The sequence below is a fragment of the Aeromonas sobria genome (assembly GCF_006243315.1).
Classification (GTDB): domain Bacteria; phylum Pseudomonadota; class Gammaproteobacteria; order Enterobacterales; family Aeromonadaceae; genus Aeromonas; species Aeromonas sobria_A.
On the sequence record NZ_NKWE01000038.1, the window covers coordinates 37,183 to 53,116 of the forward strand.

The following is a 15,934-nucleotide window of genomic DNA, read 5'->3' on the forward strand; positions in this document are numbered from 1 at the left end:
GACAGATACAGATAAGAAAACGGCGCCTTCGGGCGCCGTTTTTATTGGCTTGCAACCAGCTTAGCCGTTGGCTGGCACCGCATGGGCGGTGTTGGCCAGCACCGGGCCTGTGTACTTCTCGATCTGCAGCTGGGCCATGTGGCCACAGTTACCCTGCGCCAGACTGGACGAGCCTTCGTCGAAGGTGAGGCAGTTGACGTTGCCGTTCTTGCAGATGCTGCCAGCTTCGCCCGGCTTGGCCGGGTCATACCAGGCCCCTTCGCAGATCCGCACCACCCCCTGACGCACATCCTCGGAGAGCAGGGCGCCCACCAAAATCTGGCCGCGCTCGTTGAAGGCGCGCACCAGATCCCCCTGGGCAATGCCGCGGGCCTTGGCGTCCAGCGGATGGATCATGATCGCCTCGCGGTCGGCGATGGCGAACTTGTCCCGCAGCGGGGTGTTGTCGAGCTGGGAGTGCAGCCGCTGGGTCGGGTGGGCGGTGTTGAGGGAGAGCGGATAGCGCGCCGCCACTTCGCTCTTCACCCACTCCTTGGGCTCATACCACTTGGGATGGCCGGCGCAGTCGGCATAACCCATCCCGGCCACCGTGTTGGAGAAGATCTCGATCTTGCCAGACGGGGTGCCGAGCGGGCTCAGCAGCGGGTTCTCGCGAAAATCGGCGTGACGGATCCACTGGCGGTTGGCCTCGGGGATCGGGAAGCGGATGTAGTTGTTGGACTCCCAGAACATGTTGAACGGCGGCAGCGCCACCCGGGCACCACGGGCTTGCGCCGCCATGCCATCGTACATCTGCTTTAGCCACAGCATCTCGTCCTTGCCTTCGGTGTACTGCTCCTGCACACCCAGCTTGGCGGCGATGGCGCTGAAAATATCGAAGTCGTTGCGGGACTCGTGCTGGGGCGGTACGCACTGGTGCATCGGGAACACATAGCGCTGGGAGTAGTCGCCGCCCATCTCCAGATCGTTGCGCTCGTAGCTGGTGGTGACCGGCAGCACGATATCGGCGTGCTTGGCGGTAGCGGTCCAGTAGGGCTCGTGAACGATCACGGTCTGCGGCTTGCGCCACGCCTGCAGCAGGTTGTTGGTGTCCTGATGGTGGTGGAAGGGGTTGCCGCCCGCCACGTAGACCAGCTTGATGTCCGGATAGGTCACCTTGCGGCCGTTGAAGTCGATGGTCTTGCCCGGGTTGGCGAGACAGTCGGCGATGCGGGCCACCGGGATCGGTGCCGGGCTGTTCTTCGGTGCGTTGCCAGCGGAGATACCCGCCAGAATCCCCCCCTTGGCGGTGGGGCTGCCACCGGAGGAGTAGTGGTAGCTGAAGCCGTAGCCGCCGCCCGGCAGGCCGATCTGGCCCAGCATGGCGGCCAGGGTCACCAACATCCAGTTCGGCTGTTCGCCATGCTGCTGACGCTGCATGCCCCAACCGGCCATGATCATGGTGCGCTTGGCGGCCATGTCGAGGGCCAGTTGGCGGATCACCTTGGCATCGACGCCGCAGACGGTGCTCGCCCACTCGGCGCTCTTCGGCTGACCGTCATCCTTGCCGAGCAGGTAGGCGAGGAACTTGTCGAAGCCGACGCTGTAGCGATCGAGGAAGGCTTGATCGTGCTTCTGTTCGCTGTAGAGGGTGTGGGCCACACCCAGCATCATGGCCACGTCGGTGTAGGCGTTCGGGGCAATCCACTCGGCGCCGACCAGCTTGGCGGTCTCGTTGTAGATGGGGTCGATGCTGATGATGCGGGTGCCCTTCTCCTTGAGTGCCATAAAGCCAGCCTGCCCTTCGTGATCCGGAATATTCCAGCTGTTTTTCAGGGTCACCTGAGCGTTGACTCCCCACAGCACCACCAGTTCGGCATTCTCCACCACGTTGGGCCAGGCGGTCTGCTGCTCGTACACCTCGATGGAACCCATCACGTGGGACATGATCACCTGCGCCGCGCCGGTGGAGTAGTCACCGGCATAACCGGTGAAGCCGCCGGAGAGGTTCATCAGGCGGTGCAGCAGGGTGCGGCTGTTGTGGAACATGCCGACACTCTTCCAGCCGTAGGAACCGGCGTGGATCGCCTGCGGGCCGAAGTCGTTCTGGACCCGCTGGATTTCACCGGCCACCAGTTCGATCGCTTTCTCCCAGCTCACTCGTACCCACTGGTCGGCGCCGCGCAGTTCCGGCTTGGCGCCCGGACCGTGTTCCAGCCAGCTCTTGCGTACCATGGGGTACTTGATGCGGTTCTTGGCGTGTACCTGGAACGGCGCCATGTCGATGAGATCGTTCGGTGCCGGATCATCGGCCACCGGCTGGACGCGCACCATGCGGCCATCCTCGACGATCGCTTCAAACGCACCCCAGTGGGCGCCGGTCAGAATGCCCTTCTGGGCGGGCACTAGGGTCGGGAACTGGCTCAATGCGGTGCTGATGGCTTGCGCCAGCGCACTCTTGGGAAAAATGCCGCCGAGCAGGGGCAGGGCTGCACAGGCGCCGAGGCCCTTGAGCAGGTTGCGGCGGGACAGATTGGTCTTGTTGTCGTTGAAAAAAGTCATAACGGTGTTCCTCTGTTCCAGCCTTAGTGGGTCGCGCTCATGTCACTGGCATGTTTCTGGACATACTGAGTCAGCATGCGAGCCTGTTCCGGGGTCAGGGAGGTACGAGATTCCATCCCCTTGATGACGCCGATCCACTGGTTGGCATTGAAGTGATCCAGCGCGGTGAGGCCGTGGCAGCCGGTACAGTTGTTGGACATCAGGGTGGAGGCGTATTGCCACAGCTTGCCCTGATCGCCGATGAGCTGGGTCTGGTCGACCCAGGCGGTCAGCTTGACCTGATGCCAGGTGAGGTTGGTGGCGCTGTCGGTTTCGCTCTGGCCGGTGACCAGCGCTTTCTTGGCGGCATCGCCGACCAGTACGCTGAGGATCCGTTTGCCCGGTGCGGCGTAGAACACTTCGCTCACACCATCCTGTTGCCAGCCTTCGATCTGCACCTTGGCGCGGCCGTTTTCGTTGGCCAGCACGTCCACCTTGGTGGAGGGCATCAGGGTGCCTTCGTCAGTCTTGGCGGCGGCATCGAGGAACAGCGGGGTGGTGGCGATGGCGTAACGGGTGGTGACGTTAGCCGGGGTCTGGGCCGCAGCCTGCGCCAGTTCGCTGGCACCGGCGGCAGCCAGGCCGCTCATGTCAGGCATGATGTGGGCGACACCGCGGTGGCAGTCGATACAGGTTTGACCCTCCTTGATGGCGACCGGGTGTTCGGCGCGGGCATTGGGGCGCTGGGCCAGAATGTCCATCGCTGCGTAGCTGTGGCAGCTGCGGCAGGTGGCGGAGTCGCTGGCCTTCAGCTCGTCCCACACGGTCTGTGCCATCCGCAGCTTGTGGGCTTCATATTTCTCAGGAGTGTCGAGCGTGCCGATCGCTTCGTGATAGATATCCTTCACGGCGCGCACCTTGGTCCACAGGTAGGAGGTAGGGTCGCCCGGAATGTGGCAGTCGGCGCACTCGGCACGGATCCCCTTGGGATTCTGGAAGTGGATGCTGCCCTGATACTCGGCGAGCGGAGTCTGCATGGAGTGGCAGGAGACGCAGAATTCGGTGGAGCTGGTCTTGTGCAGCACGGTGACGGTGACACCCAGTGCCGCGACACCCAGCAGGGCCCCGAGCAGCAGGAGCCAGAACCAGGTTTTTCTTATCAGTTTTCCAATCATGGCGGCGTTTTCCTGTGGTCAATTTTTACCAACATAGTACTAGCCCAATAGTAGTAGTAATGACAGGGATAAGGCGTTGACCTCCATCATGGTTTATATTTTTTGATTGTCGTCACATTTTGTCTTTTGTTTTGATATTGACTTCTTTATCGAATTTAATTCAATCAATCGCCAGTTGAGCGATTTGTACACTTTCCACGCCAGCTGTTAGCCCCCTCGCAAAACCTTGCCGGATTCGTTGATATAGTGAGCAGTGAGCCACAACGGAGTGTCGCTGATGAGCCCTTTCTCACTGCTGTGTGTCGCCGCCAACGTGCAACTGCTGGCCGAATTTGAACAGGAGCTGGCCCCGCTGCTCGGCCATTTTGCGCTGGTGGTGGTGGTCGGGCAGGAGTCGGCGGAATTGGCCCTCGACGAGCTGGACCGCAAGGGGCAGCCGCCCGCCGTGGTGGTGTGTGACAGCGATCTGGGGGATGGGCGAGGGGCCGATTTTCTGATCCGCCTCGGCAACCGCCACGAGACGTGCCGCAAGATCCTGCTGGGCAGCCAGCCCGAGATGAAATCGATCATCGAGGCGGTCAACCTTGGTCGTCTCGACTACTACCTGCAACGCCCCTGGCGCGATGGCAGTATGCGCCGGGCGGTGATCGAGCAGGCCAGCCACTTTGTGCTGCTCCAACCCCAGGCTGACCTGCTGAGCTATGCCGCCGTGCTCGACAACCAGAAGCTGCTGCGGGCCCACGTCGATCGCCAGCTGGCGGCCTATCGGCAGGGTTTTATGGATTACACCCACTGCAGCGATGAGGAGCTGTCGCGGGTGGTGATCGACGGCCTCTACCAGTTTTTCGATGGCAACGACGAGGCGCGGGTCTGCCGCCACTACAGTCCGGGCCATGTGCTGACTCGGGAGGGGGAAGCCAACAGCTTTCTCTGGTTTATCGCCAAGGGGGAGGTGGTGCTGCGCAAGCGGGACGAGCAGGGGATCGATCAGGAGGTGGTGCACTACCGCACCGGCTCGCTGGTGGGGGGCATGTCCTTCGTGACTGGTGAACCCGCCTTCACCACCGCAGTGACCCTGACCGGCGCCGAGGTGATCAAGCTCGACAAGCTGCAATTCTCCCGGGTGATGCAGGCGCGCAGCGAACTGCTCCCCTCCTTTACCAACCTGCTGCTGCGCCACTTCAACCGCCGCCTGCAAAACAGCATCCGTACCGAGATGCGGCTGCAACAGACCCTCAACTCCCTCGATGCCGCCCACGCCCAGCTGGTGGAGAGCGAAAAGATGGCGATGCTGGGCCAGCTGGTGGCGGGTGTCGCCCATGAGTTGAACAATCCGGTGGCGGCCATCATCCGTGGCAGCGAGACCCTGCGGGCGGCCATCCCCGATCTGGTCAATCTCGAGCTGCCAGCCCCTATCAAGACACTGGGTAATCAGACCCTCTGTCAGGCGCTGGCCACCCAGCCGGTCTCGACCAGCGAGATCCGTCACAAGACCCGGCAGGCGGAGGGGCGCTTTGGCGATCGTCAGCAGGCGCGGCTGGCGGTGCAGATGAATCTGGATGACGAGCTGAGCTGGCAGCGCTGGTTTGCCAGTCGCACCGCCGCCGAGCGGGCGGCGCTGCTCACCCGGCTGGAGCTGTTCCAGCAGACCGGCAGCTTTTTGCGCAATATCGAGGTGTGTGCCCGCCGCATCGGCGATCTGGTCAAGAGCCTCAAGCAGTATGCGAGGCAGGATCGGGCCGAACCCTCGCTGGTGGACCTGCACGAGGGGCTGGAGGATACCCTGATGATTTTCGAGAACCGCCTCAAACACCATGAGCTCTGCAAGGAGTACCAGCCGCTGCCGCTGGTGCGCTGTCACCCCGTCGCCCTGCAGCAGGTGTGGACCAACCTGATCGCCAACAGTCTGGATGCCATGAGCGGCCCGGGGCGGCTCACCATACGCACCGGATTGCTGGATCCCGAGTGGGCCATGGTGGAGATCGAGGATAGCGGCTGCGGCATCGAGCCCGAGCTGTGGCAGCGGATCTTCGATCTCAACTTCACCACCAAGCGGGAGGGGCACTTTGGCCTCGGGATTGGTTTGAGTGTCTCGCTGCAGATAGTGCAGCAGCATCATGGCCGGATCGAGGTGGCCTCCGAACCGGGCCGCTACACCCGGATGCGGGTCTGTCTGCCGCTGGATGGCATGGGGCAGGCCAGTTACGGGGGCGATCCCCGCCACAAGGAGCATGCGGCCTGAGCCGTCGCGTCGCCAGCATCAATCGCGCGGCGTGCCAAACCATGTCGCCAAGGAGGAGCAATGAACAAACACTATCTGATCCTGTGTGTGGACGATGAGCGGGAGGTGCTGGATGCGGTGATCCACGATCTCGCCCCGTTCCGTTCCCACTTCGAGCTGGAGGCTGCCGAGAGTGTCGAGGAGGCGCGCGCGGTGGTGGATGAGTGGGAGAGCGACGGCAACAAGCTGGCGCTGATCCTCTGTGATCACATCATGCCGGGGACCTTGGGAGTCGATTTTCTGGTGGAGCTGAACCAGCGCGCCGCGACCAGAGCCAGCCGCAAGTTGCTGCTGACCGGGCAAGCGGGGCTGGAGGCCACCGTCGAGGCGGTCAATCGCGGCGGGTTGCACTACTACCTTGCCAAGCCGTGGCAGCTGGAGACCCTGCAAGAGGCGGTGCGCGAACAGCTGACCGACTACCTGCTGGCGGAAGATGGCGACAACGCCTTTCACTATGCGCCGCTGCTTAATCAGGCGCGGCTGTTTGCCGCCATCCACGATCACCCGTTCGACCAATAGGGGCAGTTGGGCTTTCGCGGTGGCAGTTGTATACTGTCTACATATACAGTATTGCAGGTAGCCACCGATGCGACTCTTTATCGCCGAGAAGCCCACCCTGGGCCGCGCCATTGCCGATGCCCTGCCCAAGCCCCACAAGAAGGGCGACGGCTTTATCGAAACCGCCCAGGGGGATGTGGTCACCTGGTGCATCGGCCATCTGCTGGAGCAGGCCGAGCCCGATGCCTATGACGCCGCCTTCAAGCAGTGGCGGATGGAGCATCTCCCCATCATCCCCGCCCAGTGGCAGCTGGTGGCCAAACCCAAGACCAAAACCCAGCTCACCGTCATCAAGCGGCTGATCAAGCAGGCGGACTGCGTGGTCAACGCCGGTGACCCGGACCGGGAAGGGCAACTGCTGGTGGACGAGGTGATCGACTTTCTCGGCTACCCGAAAACCAAGCCGGTGCAGCGCTGCCTGATCAGCGATCTCAACCCCCCCGCGGTGCGCCGCGCCCTCGACAAGCTGAGGGACAACAAGGAGTTCGTGCCGCTGGCGGTCTCCGCGCTGGCCCGCAGTCGGGCCGACTGGCTCTACGGCATCAACATGACCCGCGCCTACACCCTGCTCGGGCGCAAAGCTGGTTGCAGCGAGCTGCTCTCGGTCGGTCGGGTGCAGACCCCGCTGCTGGGGCTGGTAGTGCGGCGGGATCTCGAGATCGAGGCCTTCGTGCCCAAACCCTTCTACGAGGTGTTGGCTCATCTGCTGACCGACGGCAACGAACGTTTCACCGCCAAGTGGCTGCCATCGGAAGCCTGTCTGCCGTGGCAGGATGAGGAGGGGCGGGTGCTCAACCGGGCGCTGGCCGACAAGGTGGTGAACCGGATCAACGGCCAGCCCGCAGAGGTCGAGTCGGTGGAGGAGCAGGCCCGCAAGCAGGGAGCGCCGCTGCCCTACAACCTCTCCAGCTTGCAGATCGATGCCGCCAAGCGGTTCGGCATGGATGCCAAGCGGGTGCTCGACATCTGCCAGAGCCTCTATGAGCGCCACAAGCTCATCACCTATCCGCGCTCCGACAGCCGCTATCTGCCGACCGATCACTTCAAGCGGGCCGAGCAGGTGCGCGGTGCCATTGCCGCCACGGCGCCCACGCTGGCCAAGGCAGTGGCCGAGGCAGATGGCAAGATCCGCAGCAAGGCGTGGAACGACAGCAAGGTGGATGCTCACCACGCCATCATCCCCACCGAGAAGCAGGGCAACCCCGCCACGCTGGGGGCTGACGAGGCGAAGATCTATAGCCTGGTAGCCCGCCAGTACCTGCTGCAGTTCTATCCGCCGTTCGAATACAACGACAGCAAGGTGCTGCTACGCATCGCCGGTGGTCTGTTTCAGGCCAAGGCGCGGCGCATTCTCAAGGCGGGCTGGAAGGCGCTGCTCGGGGTGGAAGAGGATGACGACGAAGAGAAAGCGGGCACCCTGCCTGCCCTGAAAGAGGGGGAGCAACTGCTCTGCGAGCGGGGCGAGCTGCTGGAGAAGATGACCCAGCCGCCCAAGTCGTTCACCGATGCCACCCTGCTGGCGGCCATGACCGGCATCGCCCGCTATGTGCAGGATCCCGAGATCCGCAAGACCCTGCGCGACACCGATGGTCTTGGCACCGAAGCGACCCGGGCAGGCATTATCGACCTGCTGTTCAGGCGCTGTTTTCTGGTGCGTCAGGGTAAGAGCATCAAGGCGACCCCGACCGGGCGGGCGCTGGTGCAGGCGTTGCCAGCCACCGCCACCACGCCGGATATGACTGCGCTGTGGGAGCAGAGCCTAGGCCAGATCGCCGAGCGTCACGGCAGCTACCAGCAGTTTATGGGCCCGCTCACCGAGCAGCTCAACGGCCTGATTGAAGGGGCGCGGCAGGACTCCGGCGCCAGCTTCAGCGCCCTGCCCAAGGAGGCGCCGGGTGCCGGCAAGCGGCGTTTTACCAGGCGCAAGAGTCCGGCCGCTGGCGGCGCTGCGCCTCGCAAGAGTTCAGGCAGAAGTGCGGGCAAGCGGACGAGTAAAGGCCAGGCAGCATGACCTAGAGTATTTTTTTGCTAAGTGAGTGGCTTGACTTCTTCTTGCAAGGGGGAGGTGGCAGGGGTTACTACTCGGGATCTAGCACTGCGTGCTGGCTAGGGCGAAGCGAAACCAAGCGTTCCAAAGTTGTCATCTCGGTTGGTGATGGACTTCACGAGCTGGCAGGAAAAAGAGGAGCCGATTTATAAAGCCCCTCTTACCTACGCAGTAATTTTTTGCTGGGATGTTAGTCCTCATCCTCTTCACCCAAACGCTCTATAGACCTTTTGTTCGCGCGATAGGTTGTCATTAAGCGTGCATCACCAGATTTAAGGTCTTGCCCAGCTTGGCGAGCATATGTGTTGTTCGTTGTTTCTGCGCCTTTTTTGTAGGCTTTTTGGACCTCTTTGAAACCCGTTTCGATACTGTTTTGCGGTTCTTTCTTCGGCGCTTTAGCCATGATTTTTACCCTCAATGAATGTGATAATTAATCCAGCACTAGATGCTGGATCGCTTGATTCTTGGAGTTTGCGAATCGACCAGCCATCTGTTGGTATTTGCTGTTTAACGTTTCCCAGTTGAAACCCAACCTTTATCTCGTTGAAAAAAATAGTGAACTTATTTTTTCTGAGGCCTGAAGACAACGTTGGTTGAAGGCTAAACTTAATCCCTCTTGCTCTAAGTATGCCCTTGATTTTTTTGAATAATTCAGCTCTCTCATTGCTTCTTAGGTTTTTAGCAAAGATCATCCCTAGCTCATCGGTGTAAGCATCAAAAGCAGATGAGTGTGCAGATACTTGCTTTTGTTTTGGGGGGGGGAATTTAATGATATTTGACACTGTTTTCTCCAGCTATGTTGGTGGCTCGCACCTACGGTGGCGGTATCTACAGACTAACGGGCTGCACTACATGACGGTTAGCTCTCATAACTTATCACGCCACACACGCGAATGTATATGTGTATGTATATGTATGTGTGATAGGATTTTGAACTTCTTGGCGTAGCAAATATAGGAATCTTGAATGGCTGGAAAAATGTGCCCTCATTGTGAGAGGCAAACTCTCTTTTTGACTCCGGAAGGACGTCGGTGTACCCAATGTGGTTTTTCAGTGGAAATGCCGCCTCATGGAGGAACTGGTGGAAGAGGACGGAAGTGTGTTTTGTGCGGTGATTACAAAGTTCGCAACGGCAAATGTACTGGTTGTGGCGCTATACATCGGTACCCAGAGAGCGAATAAATAACAGTATCAAACGTTCTTTTTGATGTTGTTCTTAGTGCATATAAGGGCCTTACGTTGAATGGGAGGCCCTATCCATTCATCCCCTGTCTCCGACACGCTATGCGCACTCTCCCGAGCCGATGAGCGATCAGGACAATCCCGTGGGGTATGTATCAGCACAGACCGATACCCGCATGCTTCCCTGTCATCGGCTGGAAGAGCGAAGGGCCCTAGGTCCTTTTCCTGTATATCTCTCCTGCGAGTAGTTAACCGGTATAGACGCTCTCTTCCGGATAACGGATGCGGGTCTCGACCGGGCGGGCCAGCATAAAGGCCAGGGTGAGGGGGCCGAGACGGCCGCAGATCATCACCAGCACCAGGATCAGCTTGCCCGGCTCGCTCAGGGAGGCGGTGATGCCGGTAGAGAGGCCGACGGTGGCAAATGCCGAGATGGTCTCGAACATGATTTTGTCGAACGGCAGATCCTCGGTCACCATCAGCAGGAACATCGCCAGCATCAGCACCATGGTGCTGACGATGATGATGGCCAGCGAGCGGGTCACAATCTGGGGCGACAGGGTGCGGCCAAAGGCGGTGACATGGGGCCGCTTGGTCAGAAACGCCTTGGTCGCCAGCAGCACTACCGCGAAGGTGGTCACCTTGATACCACCACCGGTGGAAGTTGCCCCGGCACCGATAAACATCAGCATCATCAGGAACAGCAGGGCCGCCGGAGTCATCAGCCCGATATCTATGGTATTGAAACCGGCAGTACGGGCGCTGGCAGATTGGAAGAAGGCCGCCAGCAGCTGGCTACCGAACCCGGCGTTGCCGAGGGTGCCCGGGTTGTTGTGCTCCAGCAGCCAGAACATCAGGGTACCGACCAGCAACAGGGCCGGGGTCATCAGCAGCATCAGTTTGCTGTGCAGCTTTAGCTTGCGCCAACTGCGGTTGCGTACCAGATCGACGATGACGGTGAAACCAATCCCCCCCAGGATCAGCAGACCGGCGATGGTCAGGCTGATGACCGGGTCATCTCTATAGTCGATGAGATTGTTGGCAAACAGCGAAAAACCAGCGTTGTTGAAGGCCGATACCGCATGGAAGAAGCTGACATAGAGGCCGTGCACCCAGCCCATCTCCGGCACCCAGCGGATCGCCATGATGCCGGTGCCGATCAGCTGGGCAATAAAGGCAAACAGCACGATGCGTTTGACCAGCTGGATGATGTTGACCGAGCCCTCCTGCCCCAGCGCCTCTTTGGCCAGTACCTGCTGGCGCAGACCGACCCGCTTGCTGAAGATGGCGATCAGCAGCAGGGTCATGGTCATCTGACCCAGCCCGCCAATCTCCATCAGTATCAGCAGGAAAATCTGCCCCTGCAGGGTGAAGGCGGTGCCGGTGTCCACCACGCCAAGCCCGGTCACGCTGATGGCCGAGGTGGCGGTAAACAGGGCGTTGACGAAGGTGACCTCGCCATTGTGGCTGGAGGGTTGCACCAGAAAGATAGTGCCAATCAGCAGAATGATCAGAAAGCTGCCGAGGATCAGCCGGGCTTCGCTCCAGCGGGAGTCGCGCTCCCGATGAAGGGCAAAGGCGTAGCTGCTGCGCCAGTTGATCATAAGGTTTCGAGCCAGCGGTCGATGGCGTGCTTGTTACCTGCCAGGATCAGGATGTCACCCAGTTGCAGCGCCATCTTGCCGGTCAGCACGTTGTGCAACACCTCACCGCGCTTGATGGCGAGCAGTTGGAAGTCGCTCTGTTGCAACAGGTGGAGGTCACCGAGCGCCTTGCCGTTTTGTGGCAGGCCGATGACGAACTCGGTCAGCACCATGTCGTGGCCCAGCTCCAGATAGTCGAACAGCCGGTTGTCCAGCATGCTCTGGGCGACCCGGCGCCCCATATCCCACTCGGGATTGATCACCTTGTCGGCACCGACTTTCTGCAAAATTTTGGCGTGGAACTTGTCGCGCGCCTTGACCCACACCTTCTTTACCCCCGCTTCCTTCAGAACGAGCGTGGTGAGGATGCTGGTCTCCAGGTTGTCACCGATGGCGACGAAGACGATGTCGAAATTGGCCAGACCCAGCTCGGCAACGGTTGCCTCGTCGGTGGCATCCGCCACGATCACATGGTTGCAGAGGGCGGCGATTTGGCGGGTTTTGCTCTCGTCGATGTCGATAGCCAACACTTCGGCATCCTGCCGCTGCAGCTCTTCGCATAGCGCGCTGCCAAACAGACCCAGGCCGATGACGGCAAACTGGTTGTTCATGAGTTCATCCTCAATAGTTGAAGCGGTCTACTCTAACCCACTGTTATTCGCGAGAAAAGATCTCGGGTTTTTCGTCACCGACCAACTTGAGGTAGACTGCGCCCTTGCACCAAGCCGGGATAGACAGATGAAACTGAATGCCAACGCCTCCTTGTTGAAGCTCAACACCCTTGCCCTCGATGCGCACTGCCTCTGGCTGGCCGAGGTGGAGCAGGTTGCCGATCTGGTTACCCTGCGTAGCGATCCCGAGCTGAGTCTGCTCCCCCGTCTGAATCTTGGCGGCGGCAGCAATGTGCTCTTCACCAGCGATTTTCTCGGCCTGGTGGTGCTCAACCGACTCAAGGGAATTGCCGCTGAAGATTGTGGCGATCACTGGCTGCTGCATGTGGCGGCGGGGGAGGATTGGCATCAGCTGGTGCGCCACACCTTGCAGCAGGGGTGGTACGGGCTGGAGAATCTGGCACTTATTCCCGGCACCGTCGGGGCTGCGCCGGTGCAGAACATCGGTGCCTACGGGGTCGAGCTGGCGGACTGCTGCGCTTATGTCGAGGCATTCAACTGGCACAGTGGCGAGGTCGAACGGATTGAGGCTGCCCAGTGCCGCTTCGGTTATCGCGACAGCATCTTCAAGCATGAATATCAGGATTCCCACCTGATCACCGCCGTCGGGTTCAAGCTGCCCAAGGCGTGGCAGCCGGTGTTGGGCTATGGCCCGCTGGCGGCCCTCGGTGACGCGCCTTCGGCGCAGGCCATCTTCGATACCGTCTGTGCCACCCGCATGGCCAAACTGCCAGACCCCGCCGTACTCGGCAACGCTGGCAGTTTCTTCAAAAATCCGCTGGTGCCCGCTGCACTGGCGGAGAAGCTCAAGTCGCGCTACCCGCAGATGCCTTGCTATCCGGCCGGGGAGGCTCACGCCAAACTGGCGGCTGGCTGGCTCATCGATCAGTGCGGTCTGAAAGGGTTCGCCATCGGCCGCGCCGCGGTTCATCAAGAGCAGGCACTGGTGCTGGTCAATCTGGGGGGCGCCAGTGCCATGGAGCTGATCGCGCTGGCGGCTCATGTCCGCGATTGTGTGGAGCAGAAGTTCGGCGTGGTGCTGGAGCACGAAGTGCGCTTCATGGGGCCGCAGAGCGAAACCTGGCTCGATGAGGTGCTCTCATGACCTTGACCCCCATCAGGCAGACCCTGATCACCTTGCTCAGCGATGGTCAGTTTCACTCCGGTGAGCAGCTGGGCGAGCAGTTGGGCATCAGCCGGGCCGCAGTGAGCAAGCACATGGCGGCGCTCAAGGATCTGGGGCTGGATCTGTTCAGCCTGACCGGCAAGGGCTACCGGCTAGCGGTGCCGATGGCACTCTATGAGCAGGGGACATTGCAGGCACTGGCCCCGATGGCGCCGGTGCACTGCTTCCCGGTGATCGACTCGACCAACCAGTATTTGCTGGAGCGGGTCAGCCGGTTGCAATCCGGCGAGAGCTGCCTGGCCGAGTGCCAGACTGCCGGTCGCGGTCGTCGTGGCAAGCCATGGGTCTCCCCCTTTGGTTGCCAGCTGATCCTCAGTATGTACTGGCGTTTGGAGCAGGGGATGGCGGCTGCCATGGGCCTGAGTCTGGCGGTCGGGGTGGCTGTGGTTCAGGCATTGGAATCCCTTGGCTATCAAGGTGTCGAGCTCAAATGGCCTAACGATCTCTATTATCAGGGGCGCAAGCTGGCGGGAATACTGGTGGAGATGAGCGGCAGTGCCGGTGCCAGCTGTCATCTGGTGATCGGGGTGGGTCTTAATCTGGCGATGCCAGCCCGCGAGGGGGAGAAGATCGATCAGGCCTGGTCCGAGCTGCGTCATATTCAGTCGGAACTGGTGGATCGCAATCAGCTTGCTGCCCGCATGCTCTGCTACCTGCAGCAAGCCTTGGTGGCTTTCGAGCAACACGGGTTGTCGCACTTTGTCGAGGACTGGAACCGGCTCGATCACTTTGCCGGTCGTCCGGTGCGCTTGCTGATGGGGGCGCAAGAGATCCGCGGCATCGCGCGCGGTATCGACGATCGCGGTGCCCTGCGGCTGGAGACAGAGGAGGGGATCAAGTTCTATCTGGGGGGGGAGATTTCCCTGCGCCGGGGCGACTGACCGTTATTGAGGCTGGTTGATGATGGTAAATGGAAGAGGGGGCCTGCGGGCCCCCTCTTCGTTATCCGGCAAACCCTGTCATCATTTGCGCAGTTTGATCTGCTCGATGGCGTGCTCTTGTCCCTTGGTCAGGATCAGGTTGGCCCGCTCGCGGGTTGGCAGGATATTTTCCTGCAAGTTCAGGTAGTTGATATCTTTCCAGAGGTTGTTGGCAATCAGGGTTGCCTCGCTTTCGGCCAGCTTGGCATAGTGATGAAAGTAAGAGTCTGGATCCGAGAAGGCGCCGCTGCGGAACTTGAGGAATCGCTCGATATACCAGGTGCGCAGCAGTTCGGCTTCAGCATCCACATAGATGGAGAAGTCGACAAAATCTGACACAAAGACCCGATGGGGCTCTTGGGGATAATCCATGCCACTTTGCAGCACGTTCAGCCCCTCCAGGATCAGGATATCCGGCTGCTCCACCACCTTCTTCTCATCGGGAATGATGTCGTAGATCAGGTGAGAGTAAACCGGCGCCTCGACCTTCTCGTGGCCGGCGCGCAGGTCGGTGACAAACTCCACCAGATGACGGATGTCATAGGACTCCGGGAACCCCTTGCGGCGCATCAGACCGCGCGCTTCCAGCACATGGTTGGGATAGAGGAAACCATCGGTGGTCACCAGCTCCACCCTTGGATGCTCCGGCCAGCGCTCCAGCAGGGCCTGCAAGATGCGGGCTGTGGTGCTTTTGCCCCCCGCCACGCTACCGGCAATGCTGATGATATAGGTGCCCTTGCCACGGGACTGGCCGAGGAACTGTTCCAGCACCCGACTGCGGCGCTGTTTGGCTTTGACATAGAGATTGAGCAGGCGGGAGAGGGGCAGGTAGATCTCTTCCACTTCCCGCAATGACACCTTCTCGTTGATCCCGCGCAGGGTCTGCAGATCGTGTTCGGTCAGGGTCAGGGGAACCGAATCGCGCAATAACGCCCATTGTTCACGGGTAAATTGCAGATAGGGGTTATGCTCTTTCGTCATGGTGTCATCACTGTTTCTTGGGCACGGCGACCATACACCAAGGGGGGGGGAGCGACAAGGGACGTGGCAGGATTGGCGGGGTTGCCGCCATTTTTTTGTTATTTTCCCGGCAATAAAGCATATTTTGCCCAGCTCAGTGGTTGCATCCCCCAAATCCTTACAATAAAATGCGCGACGCTTGAATGTCTGTCGTCTATTTGCCCTGCAAAAGCGATAAAAACAACGGGTGCAAGCAGAATTACCGTTGTGACAATCTGGCATCTGGAGGGGTTCCCGAGTGGCCAAAGGGATCAGACTGTAAATCTGACGGCTCTGCCTTCGAAGGTTCGAATCCTTCTCCCTCCACCATATTTCTCTGCGGTTTGAGTTCTTTGGGTTAGAGAAATGCGGGCATCGTATAATGGCTATTACCTCAGCCTTCCAAGCTGATGATGCGGGTTCGATTCCCGCTGCCCGCTCCAAGATGCTGATATGGCTCAAACGATATCATTGACCACGCCTGCGGGTGAGGTCGGCAGTTGAATCTGCCTGTCAGCTCCAGTCTCTCTTCCTCATCAGATTCAAACCCATCTTATCAACTGTTCTGTGGTTAGCTTGCCACCGCGTACTCAGCGTTAGTTTAGAGGGACGATCATGTCTAAAGAAAAATTTGAGCGTAACAAACCGCACGTAAACGTGGGTACCATCGGCCACGTTGACCACGGTAAAACCACCCTGACTGCAGCTATCACCAGCGTACTGGCCAAGGCCTACGGTGGTAAAGCTTTCGC

General features: G+C 60.1%; 13 protein-coding genes and 2 tRNA genes. 8 read left to right on the top strand and 7 right to left on the bottom strand.

The window, feature by feature from the left end; genetic code table 11:
* Positions 1-60: 60 nt before the first annotated feature.
* Both torA and CF137_RS12185 read right to left on the bottom strand, forming a co-directional pair.
* Positions 61-2,541 (bottom strand): trimethylamine-N-oxide reductase TorA, encoded by a 2,481-nt coding sequence (gene torA, locus CF137_RS12180; RefSeq protein WP_139719277.1) that lies wholly within the window; start codon positions 2,539-2,541, stop codon positions 61-63.
* Positions 2,542-2,564: 23 nt separating this feature from the next.
* The gene (locus CF137_RS12185; RefSeq protein WP_139719279.1) at positions 2,565-3,695 is read right to left on the bottom strand and encodes a NapC/NirT family cytochrome c; all 1,131 of its coding nucleotides are present in this window, start codon (positions 3,693-3,695) and stop codon (positions 2,565-2,567) included.
* 277 nt (positions 3,696-3,972) lie between these two features.
* On the opposite strand from CF137_RS12185, the gene CF137_RS12190 reads away from it, so the two are divergent.
* From CF137_RS12190 to CF137_RS12200, 3 genes are all read left to right on the top strand, one after another.
* A complete protein-coding gene (locus tag CF137_RS12190; RefSeq protein WP_139719281.1) occupies positions 3,973-5,937 on the top strand; it encodes an ATP-binding protein in 1,965 nt (654 codons plus the stop codon).
* A 60-nt stretch (positions 5,938-5,997) separates the two neighbouring features.
* Complete coding sequence (locus CF137_RS12195) at positions 5,998-6,495, top strand: response regulator (RefSeq protein ID WP_139719283.1); 498 nt, start codon at positions 5,998-6,000, stop codon at positions 6,493-6,495.
* A gap of 67 nt (positions 6,496-6,562) precedes the next feature.
* Complete coding sequence (locus CF137_RS12200; RefSeq protein ID WP_139719285.1) at positions 6,563-8,545, top strand: DNA topoisomerase III; 1,983 nt, start codon at positions 6,563-6,565, stop codon at positions 8,543-8,545.
* A 226-nt stretch (positions 8,546-8,771) separates the two neighbouring features.
* Here the strand turns inward: CF137_RS12200 and CF137_RS12205 are convergent, their stop codons facing one another.
* From CF137_RS12205 to CF137_RS12220, 4 genes are all read right to left on the bottom strand, one after another.
* Positions 8,772-8,984 carry a hypothetical protein gene (locus CF137_RS12205; protein WP_139719287.1) on the bottom strand — a complete coding sequence of 71 codons (213 nt, stop codon included), beginning with the start codon at positions 8,982-8,984 and terminating at the stop codon, positions 8,772-8,774.
* Complete coding sequence (locus CF137_RS12210) at positions 8,977-9,363, bottom strand: hypothetical protein (RefSeq protein WP_139719289.1); 387 nt, start codon at positions 9,361-9,363, stop codon at positions 8,977-8,979. Before CF137_RS12210 ends, CF137_RS12205 begins: the two co-directional genes overlap by 8 nt.
* Before the next feature lie 648 nt (positions 9,364-10,011).
* Complete coding sequence (locus CF137_RS12215) at positions 10,012-11,367, bottom strand: TrkH family potassium uptake protein (protein ID WP_139719291.1); 1,356 nt, start codon at positions 11,365-11,367, stop codon at positions 10,012-10,014.
* Positions 11,364-12,017 (bottom strand): potassium channel family protein, encoded by a 654-nt coding sequence (locus CF137_RS12220; RefSeq protein ID WP_042017933.1) that lies wholly within the window; start codon positions 12,015-12,017, stop codon positions 11,364-11,366. The genes CF137_RS12215 and CF137_RS12220 overlap by 4 nt, the downstream gene beginning before the upstream one ends.
* Before the next feature lie 127 nt (positions 12,018-12,144).
* Between CF137_RS12220 and murB the strand changes: the two genes are divergently transcribed.
* Both murB and birA read left to right on the top strand, forming a co-directional pair.
* Positions 12,145-13,182 carry a UDP-N-acetylmuramate dehydrogenase gene (gene murB / locus CF137_RS12225; protein WP_139719293.1) on the top strand — a complete coding sequence of 346 codons (1,038 nt, stop codon included), beginning with the start codon at positions 12,145-12,147 and terminating at the stop codon, positions 13,180-13,182.
* Positions 13,179-14,144 (top strand): bifunctional biotin--[acetyl-CoA-carboxylase] ligase/biotin operon repressor BirA, encoded by a 966-nt coding sequence (gene birA, locus CF137_RS12230; RefSeq protein ID WP_139719295.1) that lies wholly within the window; start codon positions 13,179-13,181, stop codon positions 14,142-14,144. The genes murB and birA overlap by 4 nt, the downstream gene beginning before the upstream one ends.
* An 81-nt stretch (positions 14,145-14,225) precedes the next feature.
* On the opposite strand, the gene coaA is transcribed toward birA, so the two are convergent.
* On the bottom strand, positions 14,226-15,164 hold the full coding sequence (gene coaA / locus CF137_RS12235; RefSeq protein ID WP_139719297.1) for a type I pantothenate kinase: 939 nt from the start codon (positions 15,162-15,164) through the stop codon (positions 14,226-14,228).
* A gap of 263 nt (positions 15,165-15,427) precedes the next feature.
* Here coaA and CF137_RS12240 point away from each other — a divergent pair.
* From CF137_RS12240 to CF137_RS12250, 3 genes are all read left to right on the top strand, one after another.
* Positions 15,428-15,512: transfer RNA gene (locus tag CF137_RS12240), tRNA-Tyr, on the top strand.
* Positions 15,513-15,550: 38 nt separating this feature from the next.
* Positions 15,551-15,625, top strand: a tRNA-Gly gene (locus tag CF137_RS12245).
* Between the two features lie 172 nt (positions 15,626-15,797).
* The coding region (locus tag CF137_RS12250) for a GTP-binding protein (RefSeq protein WP_240038550.1) at positions 15,798-15,934 on the top strand (137 nt) is incomplete at its 3' end.

What these genes read in the sequence shown, in the direction of transcription:
- torA (WP_139719277.1), bottom strand. Translation starts at nt 2,541, where the DNA reads ATGACTTTTTTCAACGACAACAAGACCAATCTGTCCCGCCGCAACCTG.
- CF137_RS12185 (WP_139719279.1), bottom strand. Translation starts at nt 3,695, where the DNA reads ATGATTGGAAAACTGATAAGAAAAACCTGGTTCTGGCTCCTGCTGCTC.
- CF137_RS12190 (WP_139719281.1), top strand. Translation starts at nt 3,973, where the DNA reads ATGAGCCCTTTCTCACTGCTGTGTGTCGCCGCCAACGTGCAACTGCTG.
- CF137_RS12195 (WP_139719283.1), top strand. Translation starts at nt 5,998, where the DNA reads ATGAACAAACACTATCTGATCCTGTGTGTGGACGATGAGCGGGAGGTG.
- CF137_RS12200 (WP_139719285.1), top strand. Translation starts at nt 6,563, where the DNA reads ATGCGACTCTTTATCGCCGAGAAGCCCACCCTGGGCCGCGCCATTGCC.
- CF137_RS12205 (WP_139719287.1), bottom strand. Translation starts at nt 8,984, where the DNA reads ATGGCTAAAGCGCCGAAGAAAGAACCGCAAAACAGTATCGAAACGGGT.
- CF137_RS12215 (WP_139719291.1), bottom strand. Translation starts at nt 11,367, where the DNA reads ATGATCAACTGGCGCAGCAGCTACGCCTTTGCCCTTCATCGGGAGCGC.
- CF137_RS12220 (WP_042017933.1), bottom strand. Translation starts at nt 12,017, where the DNA reads ATGAACAACCAGTTTGCCGTCATCGGCCTGGGTCTGTTTGGCAGCGCG.
- murB (WP_139719293.1), top strand. Translation starts at nt 12,145, where the DNA reads ATGAAACTGAATGCCAACGCCTCCTTGTTGAAGCTCAACACCCTTGCC.
- birA (WP_139719295.1), top strand. Translation starts at nt 13,179, where the DNA reads ATGACCTTGACCCCCATCAGGCAGACCCTGATCACCTTGCTCAGCGAT.
- coaA (WP_139719297.1), bottom strand. Translation starts at nt 15,164, where the DNA reads ATGACGAAAGAGCATAACCCCTATCTGCAATTTACCCGTGAACAATGG.